Annotated in this window: 17 protein-coding genes; 12 read left to right on the forward strand and 5 right to left on the reverse strand. The window is 68.7% G+C overall.

What is annotated here, in order from left to right:
* The first annotated feature begins 27 nt into the window (after positions 1 to 27).
* Positions 28 to 792 carry an SDR family oxidoreductase gene (locus tag ACFQU4_RS30745; RefSeq protein WP_377499516.1) on the forward strand — a complete coding sequence of 255 codons (765 nt, stop codon included), beginning with the start codon at positions 28 to 30 and terminating at the stop codon, positions 790 to 792.
* A gap of 12 nt (positions 793 to 804) precedes the next feature.
* On the opposite strand, the gene ACFQU4_RS30750 is transcribed toward ACFQU4_RS30745, so the two are convergent.
* From ACFQU4_RS30750 to ACFQU4_RS30760, 3 genes are read right to left on the reverse strand one after another with little or no spacing between them, the layout of a single operon-like run.
* The gene (locus ACFQU4_RS30750) at positions 805 to 1,005 is read right to left on the reverse strand and encodes a hypothetical protein (RefSeq protein ID WP_377499518.1); all 201 of its coding nucleotides are present in this window, start codon (positions 1,003 to 1,005) and stop codon (positions 805 to 807) included.
* The gene (locus ACFQU4_RS30755) at positions 1,005 to 2,018 is read right to left on the reverse strand and encodes an aldo/keto reductase family protein (RefSeq protein ID WP_377499520.1); all 1,014 of its coding nucleotides are present in this window, start codon (positions 2,016 to 2,018) and stop codon (positions 1,005 to 1,007) included. The genes ACFQU4_RS30750 and ACFQU4_RS30755 overlap by 1 nt, the downstream gene beginning before the upstream one ends.
* Before the next feature lie 46 nt (positions 2,019 to 2,064).
* Complete coding sequence (locus ACFQU4_RS30760; RefSeq protein ID WP_377499522.1) at positions 2,065 to 3,516, reverse strand: glycoside hydrolase family 76 protein; 1,452 nt, start codon at positions 3,514 to 3,516, stop codon at positions 2,065 to 2,067.
* Between the two features lie 138 nt (positions 3,517 to 3,654).
* Here ACFQU4_RS30760 and ACFQU4_RS30765 point away from each other — a divergent pair, with 138 nt between their 5' ends.
* The 5 genes from ACFQU4_RS30765 (at position 3,655) to asnB (ending at position 10,235) form a co-directional block, all read left to right on the forward strand.
* The gene (locus ACFQU4_RS30765) at positions 3,655 to 4,596 is read left to right on the forward strand and encodes a carbohydrate ABC transporter permease (protein WP_377499524.1); all 942 of its coding nucleotides are present in this window, start codon (positions 3,655 to 3,657) and stop codon (positions 4,594 to 4,596) included.
* On the forward strand, positions 4,593 to 5,474 hold the full coding sequence (locus tag ACFQU4_RS30770; RefSeq protein WP_377499526.1) for a carbohydrate ABC transporter permease: 882 nt from the start codon (positions 4,593 to 4,595) through the stop codon (positions 5,472 to 5,474). Before ACFQU4_RS30765 ends, ACFQU4_RS30770 begins: the two co-directional genes overlap by 4 nt.
* A 10-nt stretch (positions 5,475 to 5,484) precedes the next feature.
* Entirely contained in the window at positions 5,485 to 6,753 is a 1,269-nt protein-coding gene (locus ACFQU4_RS30775) for an ABC transporter substrate-binding protein (protein WP_377499528.1), read from the forward strand.
* The gene (locus ACFQU4_RS30780; protein ID WP_377499530.1) at positions 6,750 to 7,802 is read left to right on the forward strand and encodes a glycoside hydrolase family 76 protein; all 1,053 of its coding nucleotides are present in this window, start codon (positions 6,750 to 6,752) and stop codon (positions 7,800 to 7,802) included. The genes ACFQU4_RS30775 and ACFQU4_RS30780 overlap by 4 nt, the downstream gene beginning before the upstream one ends.
* Positions 7,803 to 8,729: 927 nt before the next feature.
* Positions 8,730 to 10,235, forward strand: coding sequence for an asparagine synthase (glutamine-hydrolyzing) (asnB, locus tag ACFQU4_RS30785; protein WP_377499532.1), 1,506 nt, complete (start codon positions 8,730 to 8,732; stop codon positions 10,233 to 10,235).
* A 15-nt stretch (positions 10,236 to 10,250) separates the two neighbouring features.
* Here the strand turns inward: asnB and ACFQU4_RS30790 are convergent, their stop codons facing one another.
* Both ACFQU4_RS30790 and ACFQU4_RS30795 read right to left on the reverse strand, forming a co-directional pair.
* On the reverse strand, positions 10,251 to 11,372 hold the full coding sequence (locus ACFQU4_RS30790; protein WP_377499534.1) for a GntR family transcriptional regulator: 1,122 nt from the start codon (positions 11,370 to 11,372) through the stop codon (positions 10,251 to 10,253).
* Positions 11,373 to 11,388: 16 nt separating this feature from the next.
* On the reverse strand, positions 11,389 to 11,955 hold the full coding sequence (locus tag ACFQU4_RS30795; RefSeq protein ID WP_377499536.1) for a DUF3043 domain-containing protein: 567 nt from the start codon (positions 11,953 to 11,955) through the stop codon (positions 11,389 to 11,391).
* 244 nt (positions 11,956 to 12,199) lie between these two features.
* On the opposite strand from ACFQU4_RS30795, the gene ACFQU4_RS30800 reads away from it, so the two are divergent.
* The 6 genes from ACFQU4_RS30800 (at position 12,200) to ACFQU4_RS30825 (ending at position 17,295) form a co-directional block, all read left to right on the forward strand.
* Complete coding sequence (locus tag ACFQU4_RS30800; protein WP_377499538.1) at positions 12,200 to 13,036, forward strand: PspA/IM30 family protein; 837 nt, start codon at positions 12,200 to 12,202, stop codon at positions 13,034 to 13,036.
* A complete protein-coding gene (locus ACFQU4_RS30805) occupies positions 13,033 to 13,314 on the forward strand; it encodes a hypothetical protein (RefSeq protein ID WP_377499540.1) in 282 nt (93 codons plus the stop codon). Before ACFQU4_RS30800 ends, ACFQU4_RS30805 begins: the two co-directional genes overlap by 4 nt.
* A 127-nt stretch (positions 13,315 to 13,441) precedes the next feature.
* Complete coding sequence (locus ACFQU4_RS30810) at positions 13,442 to 14,797, forward strand: FAD-dependent oxidoreductase (RefSeq protein WP_377499543.1); 1,356 nt, start codon at positions 13,442 to 13,444, stop codon at positions 14,795 to 14,797.
* A 156-nt stretch (positions 14,798 to 14,953) separates the two neighbouring features.
* The gene (locus tag ACFQU4_RS30815) at positions 14,954 to 15,796 is read left to right on the forward strand and encodes a hypothetical protein (protein ID WP_377499545.1); all 843 of its coding nucleotides are present in this window, start codon (positions 14,954 to 14,956) and stop codon (positions 15,794 to 15,796) included.
* A 599-nt stretch (positions 15,797 to 16,395) separates the two neighbouring features.
* The gene (locus ACFQU4_RS30820) at positions 16,396 to 16,887 is read left to right on the forward strand and encodes a pyridoxamine 5'-phosphate oxidase family protein (RefSeq protein WP_377499547.1); all 492 of its coding nucleotides are present in this window, start codon (positions 16,396 to 16,398) and stop codon (positions 16,885 to 16,887) included.
* 93 nt (positions 16,888 to 16,980) lie between these two features.
* Positions 16,981 to 17,295, forward strand: a complete 315-nt coding sequence (locus ACFQU4_RS30825; RefSeq protein WP_377499549.1) for a hypothetical protein — start codon at positions 16,981 to 16,983, stop codon at positions 17,293 to 17,295.
* The last annotated feature ends 89 nt before the right edge of the window (positions 17,296 to 17,384 follow it).

Consider the following 17,384-nt stretch of genomic DNA (forward strand, 5'->3'; position numbering starts at 1 on the left):
TGGGCAGCCGGGCGAAGGGAGGCGGAAATGAGTCGGGGCACCGTGTTGATCACCGGGGTTGGCCGGCGGCGTTCGATCGGGGCCGGGCTCGCGCTCGGCCTGGCCGAGGACGGCTGGGACCTGGCGCTGAGCTACTGGCGCCCGTACGACGACCGGCTCGGGATGGAGGCCGGCCCGGACGACCCGGCGGCGGTCGCCGAGGTCTGCCGGGCCCTCGGCCGCCGGGTCGAGCTGGTCTCCGGTGATCTTGCCGATCCGGCCGTGCCGGCGGAGTTGATCAAGGCCGCGTCGGCCCATGATGATCTTGCCGGGCTGGTGCTGTCCCACTGCGAGTCGGTGGACAGCTCGATCCTCACCACGTCCTTGGAGAGCTGGGACCGGCACTTCGACGTCAACGCCCGGGCCAACTGGTTGTTGATCAAGGAGTACGCCGAGCGGCTGCCGGTCGTCGATCACGGCGGCGAGGTCCGGGCCCGGATCGTGGCCCTGACCAGTGATCACTACGTGCACAACCTGCCGTACGGGTGCAGCAAGGGAGCCCTGGACCGGCTGGTGATCGCCGCCGCGCACGAACTGGCCGATCGCGGCGTCCGCGCCAACGTGATCAATCCGGGCCCGATCGACACCGGCTGGATGACCGACGAGATCCGCGCCGCCGGCACCGCCCAGACGCCGGCCGGCCGACTGGGCACGCCGCGCGACACCGCCAACCTGGTCCGGTTTCTCTTCTCGGACCAGGGTTCCTGGCTCAACGGCCAGCTGCTGTCGAGCAACGGCGGCTTCGGCAGCTGACCGCGACCCGGATCAGGCCTCGTCGGGCTCCAGGCTCATCGGTCCGTAGACCTTCCGCTCGTCCTCGTACAGGGTGACCGAGCGGACGCCGTCCTCGTACAGGTCGGGATAGGTCTCGCCGAGCCACGACTCGGCGTCGCCCTGCCGAGGGAAGGCCTTGCTCCGGCCCTGCGTCCCGGCCGGAACCGGCTGGTAGGTCCAGTGCCAGGACATCAGGTGAGCCGCTTCGTCGGGGCCGACCGCGCGGTCAGCGCCGGGTCCGTCACGACGGCGTCGCCGAGCGCCTCGTCGATGCCGCGCAGGGTCTCCGCCGAGAGCTTCCGGCCGGCCGCCTCAGCGTTCGCGGTGACCTGCTCGGGGCGCGAGCCGCCGGTGATCGCGGTCGCCACGTTCTCGTTGTTGAGCACCCAGGCGATCGCCAGCTGGGCCATGGTCAGACCCTCGGCCTCGGCCAGCGGGGCCAGCTTCTGCACCCGGGTCAGCAGCTCGTCGTTGTCGACCAGCCGCTTGATGAAGCCGGCGCCGCTGGCCTCGTCGGTCGCCCGCGATCCCTCCGGCGGCGGCTGGCCCGGCAGATACTTCCCGGTCAGGACGCCCTGCGCGATCGGCGAGAAGACCACCTGGCTGATCCCGAGCTCGTACGACGTCGGCACCACCTCGGCCTCGATCACCCGGTGCAGCGCGTTGTACTGCGGCTGGTTCGAGACGAACGGGAACCGCAGCTCCCGGGCCAGCGCATGACCGGCCCGGAGCTGCTCGGCGGTCCACTCGCTGACGCCGATGTAGAGGGCCTTGCCCTGCCGGACCACGTCGGCGAACGCCTCCATGGTCTCCTCGAGCGGCGTGAAGTGGTCGTACCGGTGCGCCTGGTAGAGATCGACGTAGTCCGTCTTCAGCCGCTTCAGCGAACCGTTGATCGACTCGTGGATGTGCTTGCGGGACAGGCCGGTGTCGTTCGGGCCGCCGGGACCCGTGGGGAAGTAGACCTTGGTGAAGATCTCCAGGCTCTCCCGCCGCTCGCCGGCCAGCGCCTCGCCGAGGATCACTTCGGCCTTCGTGTTCGCGTACGTGTCCGCGGTGTCGAAGGTGGTGATCCCCGCGTCCAGCGCCGCCCGGACGCACCGTCCGGCCTGCTCGGCCTCGACCTGCGACCCGTGGGTCACCCAGTTGCCGTAGCTGACCGCCGACACCTTGAGGCCGCTGCGGCCGAGAAATCGAAACTCCATGGCGTCAGCGTGTCACAGGCGTCGGCGGTCAGGGGACCGGCCCTGACTATCTCAGCGGGGCGATCTGAGCCTCGGTCGCGCTCTGCTGGGTCGCCGCCGAGAGGTAGCGGATCGGCCCGGCCCAGTGCAGCCCGTACTGGTCGAACCGGTTCCGGTCCTTGGCGTAGGAGGTCTTCGCCTGCTTCACCAGGTAGGCCTGGTACGGCCGGTTCGGCAGGGCCGCGTTGAGCTCGCCGAGATTGCGTACGTAGACGCCCTTGAAGGTCGGGCCGTCGCCGCCGCAGTCGCCCGACTCGCACGGCTCGCGCAGCACGCCCTTCGGGTTGATCCCGGCATCCTGGGTGGAGGCCGTCGCGAGCTTCTGGGCAGTGTTCAGGTAGCCCCGGTCGCCGGTCGCCGCGTGCAGCTCGGTCAGCGCACCGAGCACGATGCCCTGGTTGTACGTCCAGGTCGGCTGGCCGTTGTTCTCGCACGCGTCGTTCAGGCCGTCGTTGATCAGGTTCTTCGAGTTGATCATGCCGCTGCCCTGGAACCAGGCCCAGTTCTGCTTGGCCCGGGCGAGGAAGCTCGGGTCGTCGGACCGGTTGGCCAGGCTGGCCAGCACCTTGATCATCAACTCGTTGGTCACGGCGTTCTTGTACTTCACGTTGATGTTCCAGATCACGCCGCCGCCGCAGACGTCGCTCCAGGTGTCCCACATGTACTCGGCGTCGAAGATCGCGGTGTCCAGGTAGCGCTGATCACCGGTGAGGTCGTACGCCCGGATCCAGGCCAGCGCCCACCAGCCGGTGTCGTCGATGTACTCGTTGGTGAAGTTGCCGCCCTGCGCGTCCTTGTTCTTGTCGAAGGTGTTGGCGATCACCCACTCGTACCGGTCGTCGCCGGTGGCCAGCTGGTAGTCCAGCACCGCCGTCAGGGCGTTCGCGGAGTTCCACCAGCCGGTGGTCTTCCAGAGCCCGGTGTCCTTGTTGTACAGGCGCATCAGGGCATCGACGGCCCGCTTGGCGGGAGTGCCCTCGGTCTGCGGTTCCTCGACGCCGAACCAGCCGGTGCAGACGACGTCGTCGCGGTTGCCGGCCTTGCCGCAGGCCCGCAGGACGCCCTCCTTCCCGTCCACGTTCAGCGCGAACTCGGGCGTCGTCACCGACCGGGCGCCGGCCGGGATGGTCGAGTAGCCGAGCCGTTCGTCGGCGACGGTCGCGCCGCCGTCGAAGGAGCGGTCCAGCCACACCTCGTCGGTCGGGTCCCCGCTGGAGATCCGGGCCCAGCCGAGGGCGTCGGCGTCGGACAGGTGCAGTTCGATCTGGCGGCCGAAGATCGTGGCACCGTCGGCCAGCCGATCCTCGGTCGCGGCGAGTGGGACGGCCGCGGGCTCGGCCTTGGCCGGGCGTCTGGTCGTGGCATCCCCCTCGGAGGCGGCCGCCGGAGCGGCGGCGAGCGTGATCATTCCAAGCGTGGCGAGGGCCGCGATCGCGGCGCCAATGGCGCGTCGGGTCATGCCCTGACGGTAGGTGTCTCCGGGAGCCTGCGTCAAGGATTCATCCCAATTAATATATTCATATTGTCGATGGGGAGATCAATGGTGTAGGAATAGCCCGCACACACCACACCAACACCATCTCGGCGAGGGGGCTCGATGGCGTCGATCACCGACGATCCGGTGCGGCTGACACCCGTGGCGCCGGTCCAACGCAAGCGCCGCGGGATGACCACCGCGCGGCAGCAGACCATCAACGGCTGGGCGTTCCTGGCGCTGCCGATCGTCCTGTTCGTCGTGTTCCTGCTGGTCCCAATGGTCGTCGCGGCCGTGCTCAGCTTCTCCGACTACTCGATCGTCGACGAGCTGGCCTGGGTCGGGCCGGAGAACTACGCCAAGGTCTTCGGCGACCCGTTCTTCTGGGTGGCGCTGCGCAACACCGCCTACTACACGGTGATGTACGTGCCGCTCGGCATCATCGTCGCGCTGGCCACGGCGCTGCTGCTGAACCGGAGCAGCCGGGCGACCAAGGTGATGCGGACCCTGTTCTACATCCCGGTGGTGTCCTCGTCGGTGGCGACGGCCTCGATCTGGTTCTGGCTGCTCAACCCGCAGTACGGCATCTTCAACGTCGTGCTCGGCTGGTTCGGCATCGATGGACCGGCCTGGCTGTACGAGTCGCAGTGGGCGATGCCGTCGATCGTCGCGATGAGCGTCTGGGCCGGCTTCGGCGGCAACATGATCATCTTCCTGGGCGGCCTGCAGGGCGTGCCCCGTGATCTCTACGAGGCCGCCCAGCTGGACGGTGCCGGCGCCTGGCGGAGCTTCTGGCACGTCACGCTGCCCGGCATCTCGAAGACCATGTTCCTGGTCTCCACGTTGTTGATCATCGGGTCCTTCCAGGTGTTCGACCAAGCCTTCATCCTGACCAAGGGCGGGCCGGGGAACGCGACGGTGACGATCGTCTACTACATCTACGACAAGGGATTCGGAGCCCTCGAGATGGGCTACGCCTCGGCCCTGTCGTTCATCCTGTTCGCGATCATCCTGGTCTTCACCGTGATCAACGTACGGATCAACCGGATGGGAGGTCAGTCGTGACCAAGCCGCTCAAGCCCGGCAAGATCATCAAGCGGGTGCTCTGGTGGATCGGGGCGTCGGCGATCGCGTTCAGCACCGTGATGCCGCTGGTCTGGACGCTGGCGACCTCGTTCAAGCCGGCCAGCGAGGCGCTGAGCAACTACCTCTCGCTGCTGCCGAAGGTGCCGACGCTGGAGAACTACCAGCGCGTCTTCGCCGAGACCCCGTTCGCCCAGTACCTGCTCAACTCGCTGTTGCTGGCCCTGGCCGGCTGCGTGACCAACCTGTTCTTCGGCGGGCTCGGCGGCTATGCGCTGGCCAAGCTGAGGTTCCGCGGCCGCAAGATCGTCTTCGGGGCGTTCCTGGCCTCGATGATGGTGCCGGGGATCGTCACCATGGTGCCGGCCTTCCTGGTACTGCGCTACTGGCCGCTGGCCGGCGGCAACGACCTGCTCGGGCAGGGCGGCTTCGGCTTGATCAACACGTACTGGGCGGTCATCCTGCCCGGCGCCGCCGGACCGTTCGCGGTGTTCTTCATGAAGCAGTTCTTCGAGAGCCTGCCGGACGAGCTGGGCGAGGCGGCCCGGATCGACGGCGCCAGCGAGTTCCGGATCTTCGTCCAGGTCTACCTGCCGCTGGCCGCGGCCGGTCTCGCCGTGCTCGGCGTACTCACCTTCCAGGCGGGCTGGAACGCGTTCCTCTGGCCGTTGATCGTGCTGAACGATCCGTCCATGCTCACGGTCCAGGTCGCCCTGTCCACCTTCGTCAACGACAAGGTGACCGACTTCGGTCCCCTGATGGCCGGCACCGTGATGTCCAGCGTCCCGGTCTTGATCATCTTCGTCCTGGCCCAGCGTCACATCATCGAGGGCGTCGCCCATCTGGGCGCCAGCAAATAGGAGTTTCACGATGCGCACCATCAGATCCATCGCGACCGCGATCGTCGCCGGCCTGCTCGCCCTGGTCCTGGCCGCCTGTGGCGGCCCGAGCGGCGGTACCACCGGCGGCACCGGCGGTGGCGTCAAGATCAAGGAGGTCACCTTCTGGGGTGGCTGGTCCGGTGATCAGGCCAAGCAGCTGAAGGCGCAGGCCGACGCGTTCAACGCGGCCCAGACCGACTACAAGGTCACCTTCGTGGCGCAGGAGGAGGTCGAGCAGAAGCTGCTCACCGGCATGGCCAGTGGCCGGGTGCCCGACATCGTGCTGTGGGACCGCTTCAACACCTCGGTCTACGCCGGCAAGAACGCCTTCACCGCGCTGGACGACAAGATCGCCGCCGACAAGATCGATCTCGGCCGGTTCTACGGCCCGGCGGTCGAGGAGATGGTCGTCGAGGGCAAGCACTACGGCCTGCCGCTGCTGGTGGACAACCGCTCGCTGTTCTACAACACCGAACTGTTCGAAGAGGCGGGCCTCGAGCCGCCGACGAACTGGGACGAGCTGAAGCAGGCCGCGACCACGCTGACCAAGCGGGACGGCAACAAGCTGACCCGGACCGGCTTCTCGCTCGACGACCCGGGCCTGTTCAACATGTGGATCCGCCAGGCCGGCGGGCGGATGCTCACCGAAGATCAGTCCGCGGTCGCGTTCAACAGCCCCGAGGGCGTCGAGGTGCTCAACTTCTGGAAGCAGTTGCTGGACGCCAAGGTGTACCAGCTCGGCTTCGGCGCCGGTGGTAACGCGTTCGCCGAGGGCAAGGCCGCGATGAAGTACGACGGCCCGTGGGCCCTGGCCGACCTGGACAAGGTGAAGACGCTGAAGTACGGCATCGCCGAGCCGCCGGCCGGACCGCGCGGCGACAAGGCGGCCAACATGGGCGGCTTCGGCTTGATCATTCCGCGCGGCGCCAAGAACGTTGACGGTGCCTGGGCGTTCCTGAAGTGGTGGGCGACCGAGAAGGAGAACGCGATCTCCTTCGGCAAGCTGTCCGGCTGGATCCCGGCGCTGGTCGAGGCCGCCGAGGACCCGTACTTCACCGACAACGAGAAGTACTCCGGCTTCGTCGCCACCATGAAGTACGCCCAGACCCGGCCGACCCTGAAGGGGTACGCCGACATGGAGGGCAAGGCGCTGATCCCGCAGCTGCAGCGATTCATGTCCGGCGAGATCAGCGCCGAGGAGGCGCTCGCCGAGGCCGAGAAGCGGGGCAACCAGATCCTGACGGAGCAGCGCAAGTGACCGAACCCACCAAGATCACCACGATCGGCGAGCTGGCCGACCGCGCCCAGGACACCCTCGACCGCAGCTTTGGTGCTCCGTGGCCGCAGCTGTTGCACAACCGTCATCCGGCCGGCGACAACGCCACCTTCAACTACTGGTGGCTGGCCCACGTGATCGACGCCCGGCTGGACGCCCACCTCCGGTCCGGCGATCCCGGTCGGCTGGCCGCGGCGACGGACACGTACCGCAACATCCTGGAACGCAACGGCGGCTCGCTGTTCAACGACTACTTCGACGACATGCTCTGGTACGCCCTCGCCATCCTGAGGCTGTACCGGGCGACCGGCGAGGAGTCGTATCTGGCTGACGCCAAGGCGATCTGGGCCCACGTGGTCGAGCACGGCTGGAATGATCAACTCGGCCCGAGCCTGGCCTGGCGGAAGCCCCAGCTGGACTACAAGAACACCCCGGCCAACGGCCCGTTGGTGATCTTGTCCTGCCGGCTGGCCGCGCTCGCCGACGATCAGCCGTACCTCGACTATGCCCGGCGGGCCTTCGCCTGGCTGACCGAGACCCTGGTCGATCCGGACAACGGCTTCGTCGAGGACGGGATCAACCGGCAGCAGGACGGCAAGATCGACACCCAGTGGCGGTTCACCTACAACCAGGGCCTCTACGTCGGCGCCGCGGTCGAGCTGTCCCGGACCGCCGACGACCCGCAGTCCATGATCGACACCGCGATCCGGACCGCCGTCACCGCCGTCGACGAGCTCACCGACGGCGGGGTGTTCACCGACGAGGGCGACGGCGACTGCGGCCTGTTCAAGGGCGTCTACTATCGCTATCTCGGCGTCCTGCTGGACGCCGTCGGTGACGCGGAGTCGGCCGAGCTGACCAGGCTGAAGGACTTCGTGATCACCAGCACCGACGCCCTGATCGACTCCACCGCCGGCGGCACCCAACTGGCCGCCAACGACTGGCGCCGACCGCTGGACGGTCCGATCGACTACTCGACCCAGCTCAGCGCGATCATGGCCCTGGAGGTCCGTGCCCGCTACGTCCCCTGAGGGCGCGTCGCGACCCTGCTGTCACAAGTCTGCAAAGCAACGGGTTCCCTGAAGCCGATTTCGGCCCGATCGACGTCTTGCGTTGCAGATTGAGGACAACCGCGCGTGCGGGGCAGGATCCACCACCCCTAGATCGGGGAACATTCGGCCGCGTACACCCGGCCGCAACCGCCCCGATCCCTTGTCCGGGGGACAGCGGCAACGTGCCAAATCGGGGCCAGCTCTCCTTGGGAGTCCGCGGAGGGGCGGAGAATGGCGACGTGATGATCAGGATCGCCTGGTCGGCGTGCCCGCGCAGGTCGACGAACTTCGGCGCGACGACCGGCCGGTCCACGTCGATCCGCACGTCCGCCGACGCCCCTGGAGATCACTGACCTCCCGACAAGATCAGTGACGTCCCGGCAAGATCACCGACGGCGACGATCCGGGCGTCCCGGCCCAGCTGACATCGGCCTGGCAACGGCCCGCCGTTCTCCCCTTCGACGACAGCGCCGTCGACTCCCTGCCGGCTAGGCATCCACTCGATGCGCGATCACGCTTGCCGACTCGACCGTCGTCAGACCTTCACTGACCTCCGCTGACACCAGCCTGAACTGCCAAGGACAGCTCTGCGGTCCATGGACGGCGCCTCCTGCGCGGGCACCGAGGGGCACGCCGCCGTGTCGCGCTCGTTGTGGGGCGCCCTCGTCGCGGTCCGCCCGCGTTCGGGTCCACCCTCGCTCGGGCCCGCGTCCCGGCCCGCTCCGCCGCGTCCCGGACCGCCCCCGCTCCGGCGCATTTCCAGCACTCTTCTGGTGCCGCTCTCGGCTGCGAACGCCAGCGGGCGTCGAACCCCGGCGGGCCGCGACGCGGGACGGCCACGTAAGATCCTTACCCGCAACCGATTTCGCCGGTACCAAGATCACCGGCGCCTGGAGGGATCTCCACTTGTGCGGCATCGTCGCAATCCATCGTCCGAATTCAGTCGTCCTGACCAAGGAAGATCTCGACCGGGGGAGGCGGATGGTCGAGCGGCTCGGTCATCGCGGGCCCGATGCCGAGGGGCTGCACACGGTGGGGCCCACCGTTCTCGGCCACACCCGACTGTCGATTGTTGATCTTGCCGACGGGCACCAACCGATGGTGGCGCCGGGTGATCACTGGCTGGTGGCCAACGGTGAGATCTACAACCACGCGGCACTGCGCGGTGAGCTCGACTACCCGTTCCGGACCCGGTCGGACAGCGAGGCGATCGCCGCACTGATCCTGGCCGAAGGGATTCGCGGGATCGAGCGGCTCTGGGGCATGTACGCGTTCGTCTTCGCCGGCCCGGACGGCCACCTGGTCGCCGCCCGGGACGAGCTCGGCATCAAGCCGCTGTACTGGGCGAACGTCGACGGGGCCGTGCAGTTCGCCTCGGAGCTGCGCGCGTTCGACCGGGCGGTCCGGCCCGCGGTGGTGGAGTTCCCGCCTGGTCACGCCTGGACGGCCGCGACCGGGCTGGTCCGGCTCCGGCCGCGCGTCGCCGGTGCGCCGGTGCCGTCCGATCGGGAGCAGGCTCGGCGGCTCGTCCGGGAGCGATTGATCACGGCGGTCCGGCGCCGGCTGATGGCGGACCTGCCGGTCGGCGTGTTCCTCTCCGGCGGGCTGGACTCGAGCCTCGTCGCCGCGATCATGGCGCGGTACGCGGACCCGGCGCACGGACCGGTCAGGTCGTTCGCGGCCGGTACGGCGGACAGCAGTGATCTTGCCGCGGCCCGCCGGGTCGCGGAGCATCTCGGGCTGGACCACACCGAGCGGGTGTACACGGCCGAGGAGGCGCTGGCGGTGCTGCCGAAGGTGGTCGCCAGCATCGAGTCGTACGAGCCGTCCCTGGTCCGCAGCGCGATTCCGAACTACCTGCTGGCCGAGACCACGGCGCGGTCGGTCAAGGTGGTGCTGACCGGCGAGGGCGCCGACGAGCTCTTCGCCGGCTACGACCACCTGCGCGCCCTCGACCATGATCAACTCCAGGCGGAGCTGGAACGCAGCGTGCGCGGCCTGCACAACCTGAACCTGCAGCGCTGCGACCGGGTGACGATGGCCTTCGGGCTCGAGGCCCGGGTGCCGTTCCTTGATCTTGATCTGGTCGCGCTGGCCGAGCAGATCCCGATCGAGTGGCGCCTGCCCGGCCGGCTCGGCCAGGAGAAGGCGCTGCTCCGCGAGGCCTTCGCCGGCTGGCTGCCCGACGACCTGCTGTGGCGGGTCAAGGAGCAGTTCGGCGACGGCAGCGGGATGGCCGACCTGATCCGTACCCACGGCCATCAACTCGATCTTCCGGCCGACTGGCGAGAACACCGCGTGGCCGACCTCGAGCCGCCCCGGACGCGGGAGGAACTGGCCTACCAGCAGCTGTTCGCCGCCTCCCTGGACGGCATCAGCGAGTCGGTCCTCGGCCGCTTCGCCACCGCCTGACCAAGATCGGCGGCCTCAGGCCGGCTTCCGGGTCCGCAGCTTCCGGGTTGAATCGCCGGGGACCAGGGTGGTCGGCAGGGTGTGCTTGCCGATCGCGCCGGGGTCGTCCAGCTGGGCCAGCGCCTGCTCGACGCAACGGCGGCCGAGGGCGTCCTGATCCTGCCGGACGTGGGTGAACCGAAAGGCGGCCCGGTCGAAGAACAGGTCCGGGTGGTCGAAGCAGACGACGGAGCGGTGCCGCGGGATCTCCAGATCGAGCCGGCGGCAGGCCTCGCGCAGCATCAGGGCGATGTTGAACTCGGACACGACGAAGCCGGTCAGGTCGCGTCGCGCCGCGACGAACTCGGTCAGGGCGTCGAGGTCGTCCTCGATGGGCGTGCTGGAGAACGGCCGGGTCGACTCGACGCCGCGGAACTCGTTGCGCTCGTCGTGGTCGACGCTGGCGGTCGCGTTGGCCAGCAGGAAACCCTGCCGTCGCTCGTCCAGGGTGGACACCGGGCCGGCGCTGGTGATCAGGCCGATCCGCCGATGCCCGAGCTTGATGAGGTGCTCGGTCGCCTGCCTGGCCCCGGCAACGTTGTCCGAGGCGACGGTGGACACCGGTACGCCGTCCAGCAGCCGGTCGATGATCACCAGCGGGAACGACCGGGTGATCAACTCCAGCACCACCGGCGGTACGAACTCCGACGAACTCGGTTCGAGGATGATCGCCTTGGCACCGGAATCGACCAGGGCCCGGATCACCCGGTCCTCGGCGCTCTGGTCGCCCAGGGTGCGGTTGATCACCAGCGCCGCCCGGTCCTGCGCCTCGTCCATGGCGCCGCCGATGATCTTGGTGCCGAAGGTGTCGTCGAAGTTGGTGATCACGAAGCCGATCAGCGGACGGGCACCGCCGGCGGGCTGTTCGGCGAACCCGGCGGTCTGCACGTCGCTGATCACGAACGTGCCGAGCCGGGGCCGCCGGACGATGAACCCGTCGGTCCGAAGCAGGTCGAGGGCGCGCTTGATCGTGATCGTGCTGACCTGGTGCGTCTCGACCAGCTCGGCCTCGGGCGGCAGCCGGTCGCCGACCGCGATCCGATGCTCTTCGATGTCGGACCGCAGCTTCTCGTACAGCTGCCGGTAGAGCGCGTTCACGCTGTCGGCACCGGCGTCAGTACCCTTCGCCGCGCTTGACCCGGGGCGGCGGGATCCGGAAGCGCCGGATCTGGATGCAGCGGTTCATGCCGTACATCAGCAGCCCCCGGGTGGACGCCCGCGGGAGCCGTTCGGCCAGCACCTTCTTGAAGCCGCGCCACATCAGGAACACGTCGATCACGGCGACCAGCAGGAAGACGTACATCAACACGGTGGTGATGTAGGTGACGAACGGGAACACGGTGTTCAGGAAGGTCAGGGCCAAGATCACGACCAGGGCCGGCAGGACGAACTCGCCGATGTTGAACCGGGAGTCGACGTAGTCGCGGAGCAGCACCTTCTCCGGCGTCGCCTCGCGCTCGTTCATCGCCCGGAGCCGATCCTCGCGGGACCTGCGGGTGGCTTCCCGCTTGGCCTCCTTCGAGTTCAGGTTGCGGCCGACGCGTTGCCGTCGGGCGGCCTCGGCCTCCTTGCGCGTCGGCGTCGGCCGGTCCTTCTTGGCCGGCCCGCCGGCCGGCGACGGGTTCGGCTCCGACTGCTCCGGCTCCGGAGCGGCTTCGGTACGGCGGCGGAACAGTGCCACGGGTCCCTCTCGGCTTCTCGATCTCTCTTCGGACGCGGCTCGTCAGGTCGGCTGCGTCCTTCGGTCTAGGGCGCATGCCCTGCCAGGACACCGATTCTCTCAGGGATGCAACCCAAATGCCCAAACTCTTCGGCCCGGCACGGTGGGCTCGTTACCATGGCGGGCATAGGGTTGACCTCAGTTTCAGTCGACCTCAGCCAAGCCGTGGACCGCACATCCGCCATCGGAAGGACCAGCTCTCGTCATGAGTGGCATCTTTCAGCGCATCTCGCTGATCTTTCGCGCCAAGACCGACAAGGCCTTGGACAAGTTGGAAGATCCGCGTCAGACCCTTGACTACTCCTACCAGCGCCAGCTCGAGCTGTTGCAAAAGGTGCGCCGGGGCGTGGCGGATGTCGCGACCAGCCGAAAGCGGGTGGAGCTGCAGGCCAACGGTCTCAGCACCCAGGCGGACAAGCTGACCCAGCAGGCGCAGAAGGCGCTGCAGGTCGGCCGCGAGGACCTGGCCCGCGAGGCGCTGACCCGCCGGTCCGGGATCCAGCAGCAGATGGCGGACCTGCAGACCCAGCACGCACAGCTGCAGGGTGAAGAGGAGAAGCTGACCCGCGCCAGCCAGCGGCTGCAGGCGAAGGTCGACTCCTTCCGGACCCGCAAGGAGACGATCAAGGCGACCTACTCGGCGGCTGAGGCGCAGACCCGGATCAACGAGGCCTTCTCCGGCATCAGCGAGGAGATGGGCGACGTCGGCATGGCGATCCAGCGGGCCGAGGACAAGACGGCGGAGATGCAGGCTCGCGCCGGTGCGATCGACGAGCTGCTGGCCTCCGGTGCGCTGGAAGATCCGACCGGCACCGCGAAGGACGACATCACGCTCGAGCTGGAGCAGCTCGCCTCGACCTCCGACGTCGAGAGCGAACTGGCCCAGATGAAGGCGTCGATCGGCGGCGGCAGCGCGCCGCAGGCGATCGAGGGCCAGCCGGCCGCGGCTCCCCAGCAGGCAGCCCCGCAGCAGCCGGCCGCGTCCGATCCGTCGCTGGGCCAGCCCGCTCCGCAGCAGCCGAACCAGGGCGACCTGCGATGATCGTCCGGATTCTCGGTGAGGGCCAGTGGCGCCTCGCCGAAGATGCGCTCGCCGAGCTGAACGCCCTGGACGACGCGGTCGAGCAGGCGGTGTCCGCGAACGACGCCGACCGGCTGGCCACGGCCCTGCACGAGCTGCTGGAGAAGGTGCGCTCCGGCTCCGAGTTGCCGGCCGACGAACTGCACGACTCGGACCTCATCCTGCCGTCGTCGGACGCGACCGTCGACGAGGTACGGCAGCTGCTGGACGACTCCGAAGAGGGCCTGATCCCCGGCTGATCGATCCGCTTGGCCATCGTGACTGGCGCTCCACCAGGTTTCTGGTGGGGCGCCAGTTTCACGTTGTTCGCCCAACCGACCCCGCTAGGATTACGCAAGAAGAACGTTTCCTAATTCGGAGGTACGGGTGCGGACGGTGCGAGTGGCGATCGTGGGGGCGGGGCCGGCCGGGATCTATGCGGCGGCCGGCCTGGCGGCGGCGGGTCCGGAACACGGCGTACGGGTGCTGGTGGACCTGTTCGATCGGCTGCCGACCCCGTACGGGCTGGTCCGGTACGGCACCGCGCCCGATCACCAGCGGATCAAGGAGGTCGTGGTCGCGCTCCGGGCGGCGCTGGCGGGTCCGGGGATCCGGTTCTTCGGCAACGTCGAGTACGGCAGCGACCTGAAGCTGGCCGAGCTGCGGCAGTGCTACCACGCGATCGTCGTCGCGACCGGGGCGGCGGCGGATCGGCCGCTGCCGATTCCCGGGATCGACCTCCCCGGCAGCTACGGCGGCGCCGACTTCGTCGCCTGGTACAACGGCCACCCGGACGTACCGCGGGACTGGCCGCTGACCGCGCGGTCGGTCGCCGTGCTCGGCGCCGGCAACGTCGCCCTGGACGTGGCCCGGATGCTGGCCAAGCCGGTCGCCGAGCAGGCGGCCACCGAGATCCCCGACAACGTGGCCCGCGGCCTGGCCGGAAACGCGGTTCGGGACGTTCACCTGTTCGCCCGCCGCGGTCCGGCGGACGCGAAGTTCACCCCGCTGGAGCTGCGCGAACTGGCCGAGTCGCCGAGCGTCGACGTGATCGTCGACCCGGTCGGCGCGGAGGTCACGGCGGAAGAGGAGGCCTCGATCGGGCGGAGCCGGCAGCGGCGGACGGTGCTCCGTACCCTGCTCGACTGGGTCGGCCGCGAGCCCACCGGAGCACCGCGACGGATCCATCTGCACTTCCGGTCGGCGCCGGTCGCGGTGCTGGGTGGCGGGTGGGTCGAGGGGCTCCGTACCGAGCGCACCGAGCCCGGTCCGGACGGCATGATCAACTTCACCGGTGATCATCGGGATTGGCCCGTGCAGGCGGTGTATCGGGCGATCGGCTACCGGTCGACGGCACTGCCGGACGTGCCGTTCGACGACGCCGGGGGAGTCGTCCCGGGCACGGCCGGGCGGGTCGTCGATCTTGATCAGCTGGCGGTTCCGGGGCTCTACGCGACCGGCTGGGTGAGACGCGGTCCGGTCGGCCTGATCGGCCACACGAAATCCGACGCGGCGGAGACCGTCGGTGCGCTGCTGGCCGATCTCGAGGTGCTGCCGGAGCCCGATGCGCCGGCTCCGGAGGCGATCATCGAACTGCTCCGGGTGAAGAAGATCGACTTCACGACGCTGGCCGAATGGGACCGATTGGACGCCCATGAGATCGCACTCGGTCAAGCCTCCGGGCGTCAGCGCACCAAGGTCGTATCCCGAATCGCCATGATCAACGGCGGCCGCGACACTTGACAGAATATCGCTAACGCGGCAATGTCAGGAACCGAAATCTGATCACAGTTCCTCTATATCGATTATTGTCGGCCGACTCGGGGATGGTTCATTCGCGAGTGTGGCGCGCCAACCTTTCGTCGAACCATCCCCGGTCGCAGGTGAAGGGAGAAATCGATGATCGACGCACTCAGCCGTGCCCTCGGGGACGGACTTTCTGCTGTGGTCACTTTCGTGCCACGGTTGCTCGGCTTCTTGATCATTCTTCTGATTGGTTGGCTCATCGCGAAGGGCCTGTCCAAACTGGTCGAGTTGCTGCTGTCCAAGATCGGCTTCGGCAATCTGCTGGAGAAGGCCGGCCTGAAGCAGTTCGTTGCACGAGCGAATATCGACGTCGGTGGATTGATCGTCAAGATCGTCTACTACTTCGTGTTGTTGATCGCGTTGCAGTTCGCGTTCAGCGCATTCGGGCCGAACCCGGTCGAGCAACTGCTGACCACGATCATCACGTTCCTGCCCAGGGTGATCGTCGCGATCATCCTGGTCGTCATCGCGGCGGCCGTGGCCAAGGTCCTGAAGGACCTGGTGCTCTCCGTGCTCAGCGGGCGCTCGTTCGCCAATCTGCTGGCCAATCTGGTGTACGGCCTCGTGATCGCGCTCGGCGCCATCGCGGCCGTGAACCAGCTCGGCGTCGCGACCACGGTGACCACGCCGGTGTTGATCACGGTCCTCGGCACCATCGGCGGCGTGATCATCGTCGGCGTCGGCGGTGGCCTGATCCGTCCGATGCAGCAGCGGTGGGAGGGCTGGCTGCAGAACATCTCCGAGCAGCTGGCGGCTCCGCCCCAGAACGCGCCGGAGCAGCCGGCGCGTGCCGCCGGGCCGGCGGACCAGACCGGCTACGTCGGCGATCCGGGCCAGACCGGGTACGCGGGTGACCCGGGCCAGGGCGGCTACGGGGGCGATCCGGGGCAGACCGGGTACTCCGGCGATCCGGGTCAGCACCCGCCGCAGCAGTAACCGGCGCGAGCCTTCCAGCGTCACGCCCGCCGCCGGACCCACCGTGGTCCGGCGGCGGGCCTTTTTCGTGTCCGGCCCGATGGGACGGGACGCCGGGATCGACGCACGACGCTAGTGGTGTGTCGCCCAAGTAGGTTGACGTTTGGCGGCGTCCAGGTGCGTGCATCGCCAGGCCGACGAGGAAGACATATCGGGTCATATATCGCCTGAGGAGAACGCCGCGAGGTGCGTGCCTGGGCGTCGCCAAGCGTTAACTTACTTGGGCGACGCGCCACTAGGTCCGAACGTCCCGAGCCGGTGGGCCGAACGGCCATGGCGGGTCGCTCTCGGCCCGGTTGACAGTGGTCCCTGGAGCCGGGTCGACGCCAACGGGCCGGGCGAGCGAGCGGCGCACTGTCGAATCGTCGGAGGGGGTCCGGCGACACGGGGTGTGACGACAGGGTGACCCCCGGGCGTCGGGTGTCAGGGAGTGCTGCAGCCCGTCGTTGGTGGGGGCTTGCGCCGGCCCGGCTCCATGGTTCCACCCCGGGGCGTCGCCCCGGGTCGGTCGCCGTACGGCTCGGGCCTTTCGGCCCTGGGTCGTCGCGGCACACCGGTTCATGATCAAGGGCATGGTCGAAGGGGGACGCGTGGACGGTCTGTCCGAGGCGCACTGTCGCCGGCTGCTGGCGTCGACCCCCGTCGGCCGGGTCGTCTACACCGATCAGGCGCTGCCGGCGATCGCCGTGGTGAACCACCGGGTCCGTGGCGACGACATCGTCTTCCGGGCCGACGACGGCGGTCGCCTGGCCGCGGCCCTCCATCGCAGTGTGGTGGCGTTCGAGGCCGATGCCGTCGATCCCGAGACGGCGGTCGGCTGGTCGGTGGTCGCGGTCGGCGAGGCCCTCCGGGTGGCGGGTACGGCCGAGCTGGAGTCGCTCGCCGATCTTGGCCTGCGGACCTGGTTCGGTCCGGCCGCCGGCGGTGACCTGATCCGGATCCGGATCCAACTGCTCACCGGTCACGCCACCGGCGGCAGCGGCAGCGGTAGCGGCGGCAGTGGCGATTCGGCGGCCGGCCACCGCGCCGTGATCCCGCTGGTTTCCGGCTGAGCCGAGGCGCCGCCCCTGACCACACCGCCTTTCCGGAACTCCGCGGGCTCGCCGAACGTGACAGTGACTACAGGGGTTGAGGGGGTTCACACGATGCTGAATGACTGGGATCCGGACGATCTGTACGACGAGCGGCGACCGCCGAGCGAGGACCCGCTCGACGTGGACGGCGTACTCGAACCGGACGAACAGGCCGTCGAGGACGCGATGTTCGGCGAACCGCAGGACGAGGTCGAGGACTGGCTGAACGGTCCCGAGCCGGACGAGGCGATGACGGCTGCGGCCACCGCCCGGACCGAGAACGAGGCGGACGACTGGTCACCGATGCGGCGGGCCGTCCTGGTCGGCGCCACCGCCGCCGTGGGCGCGGCCGTGATCCTGATCGCCGTCCTCCGGCGCCGCGGCTGACCTCGGCGCGAGCCTCACGAACCCCATCGAGCGGGTACCGACCTCGGGCGACAGCGTCGTACGCCCACGGGTTGGTGCCCGCTCGATGT

This window comes from Microlunatus sp. GCM10028923, from assembly GCF_042666975.1.
Lineage (GTDB): Bacteria > Actinomycetota > Actinomycetes > Propionibacteriales > Propionibacteriaceae > Microlunatus.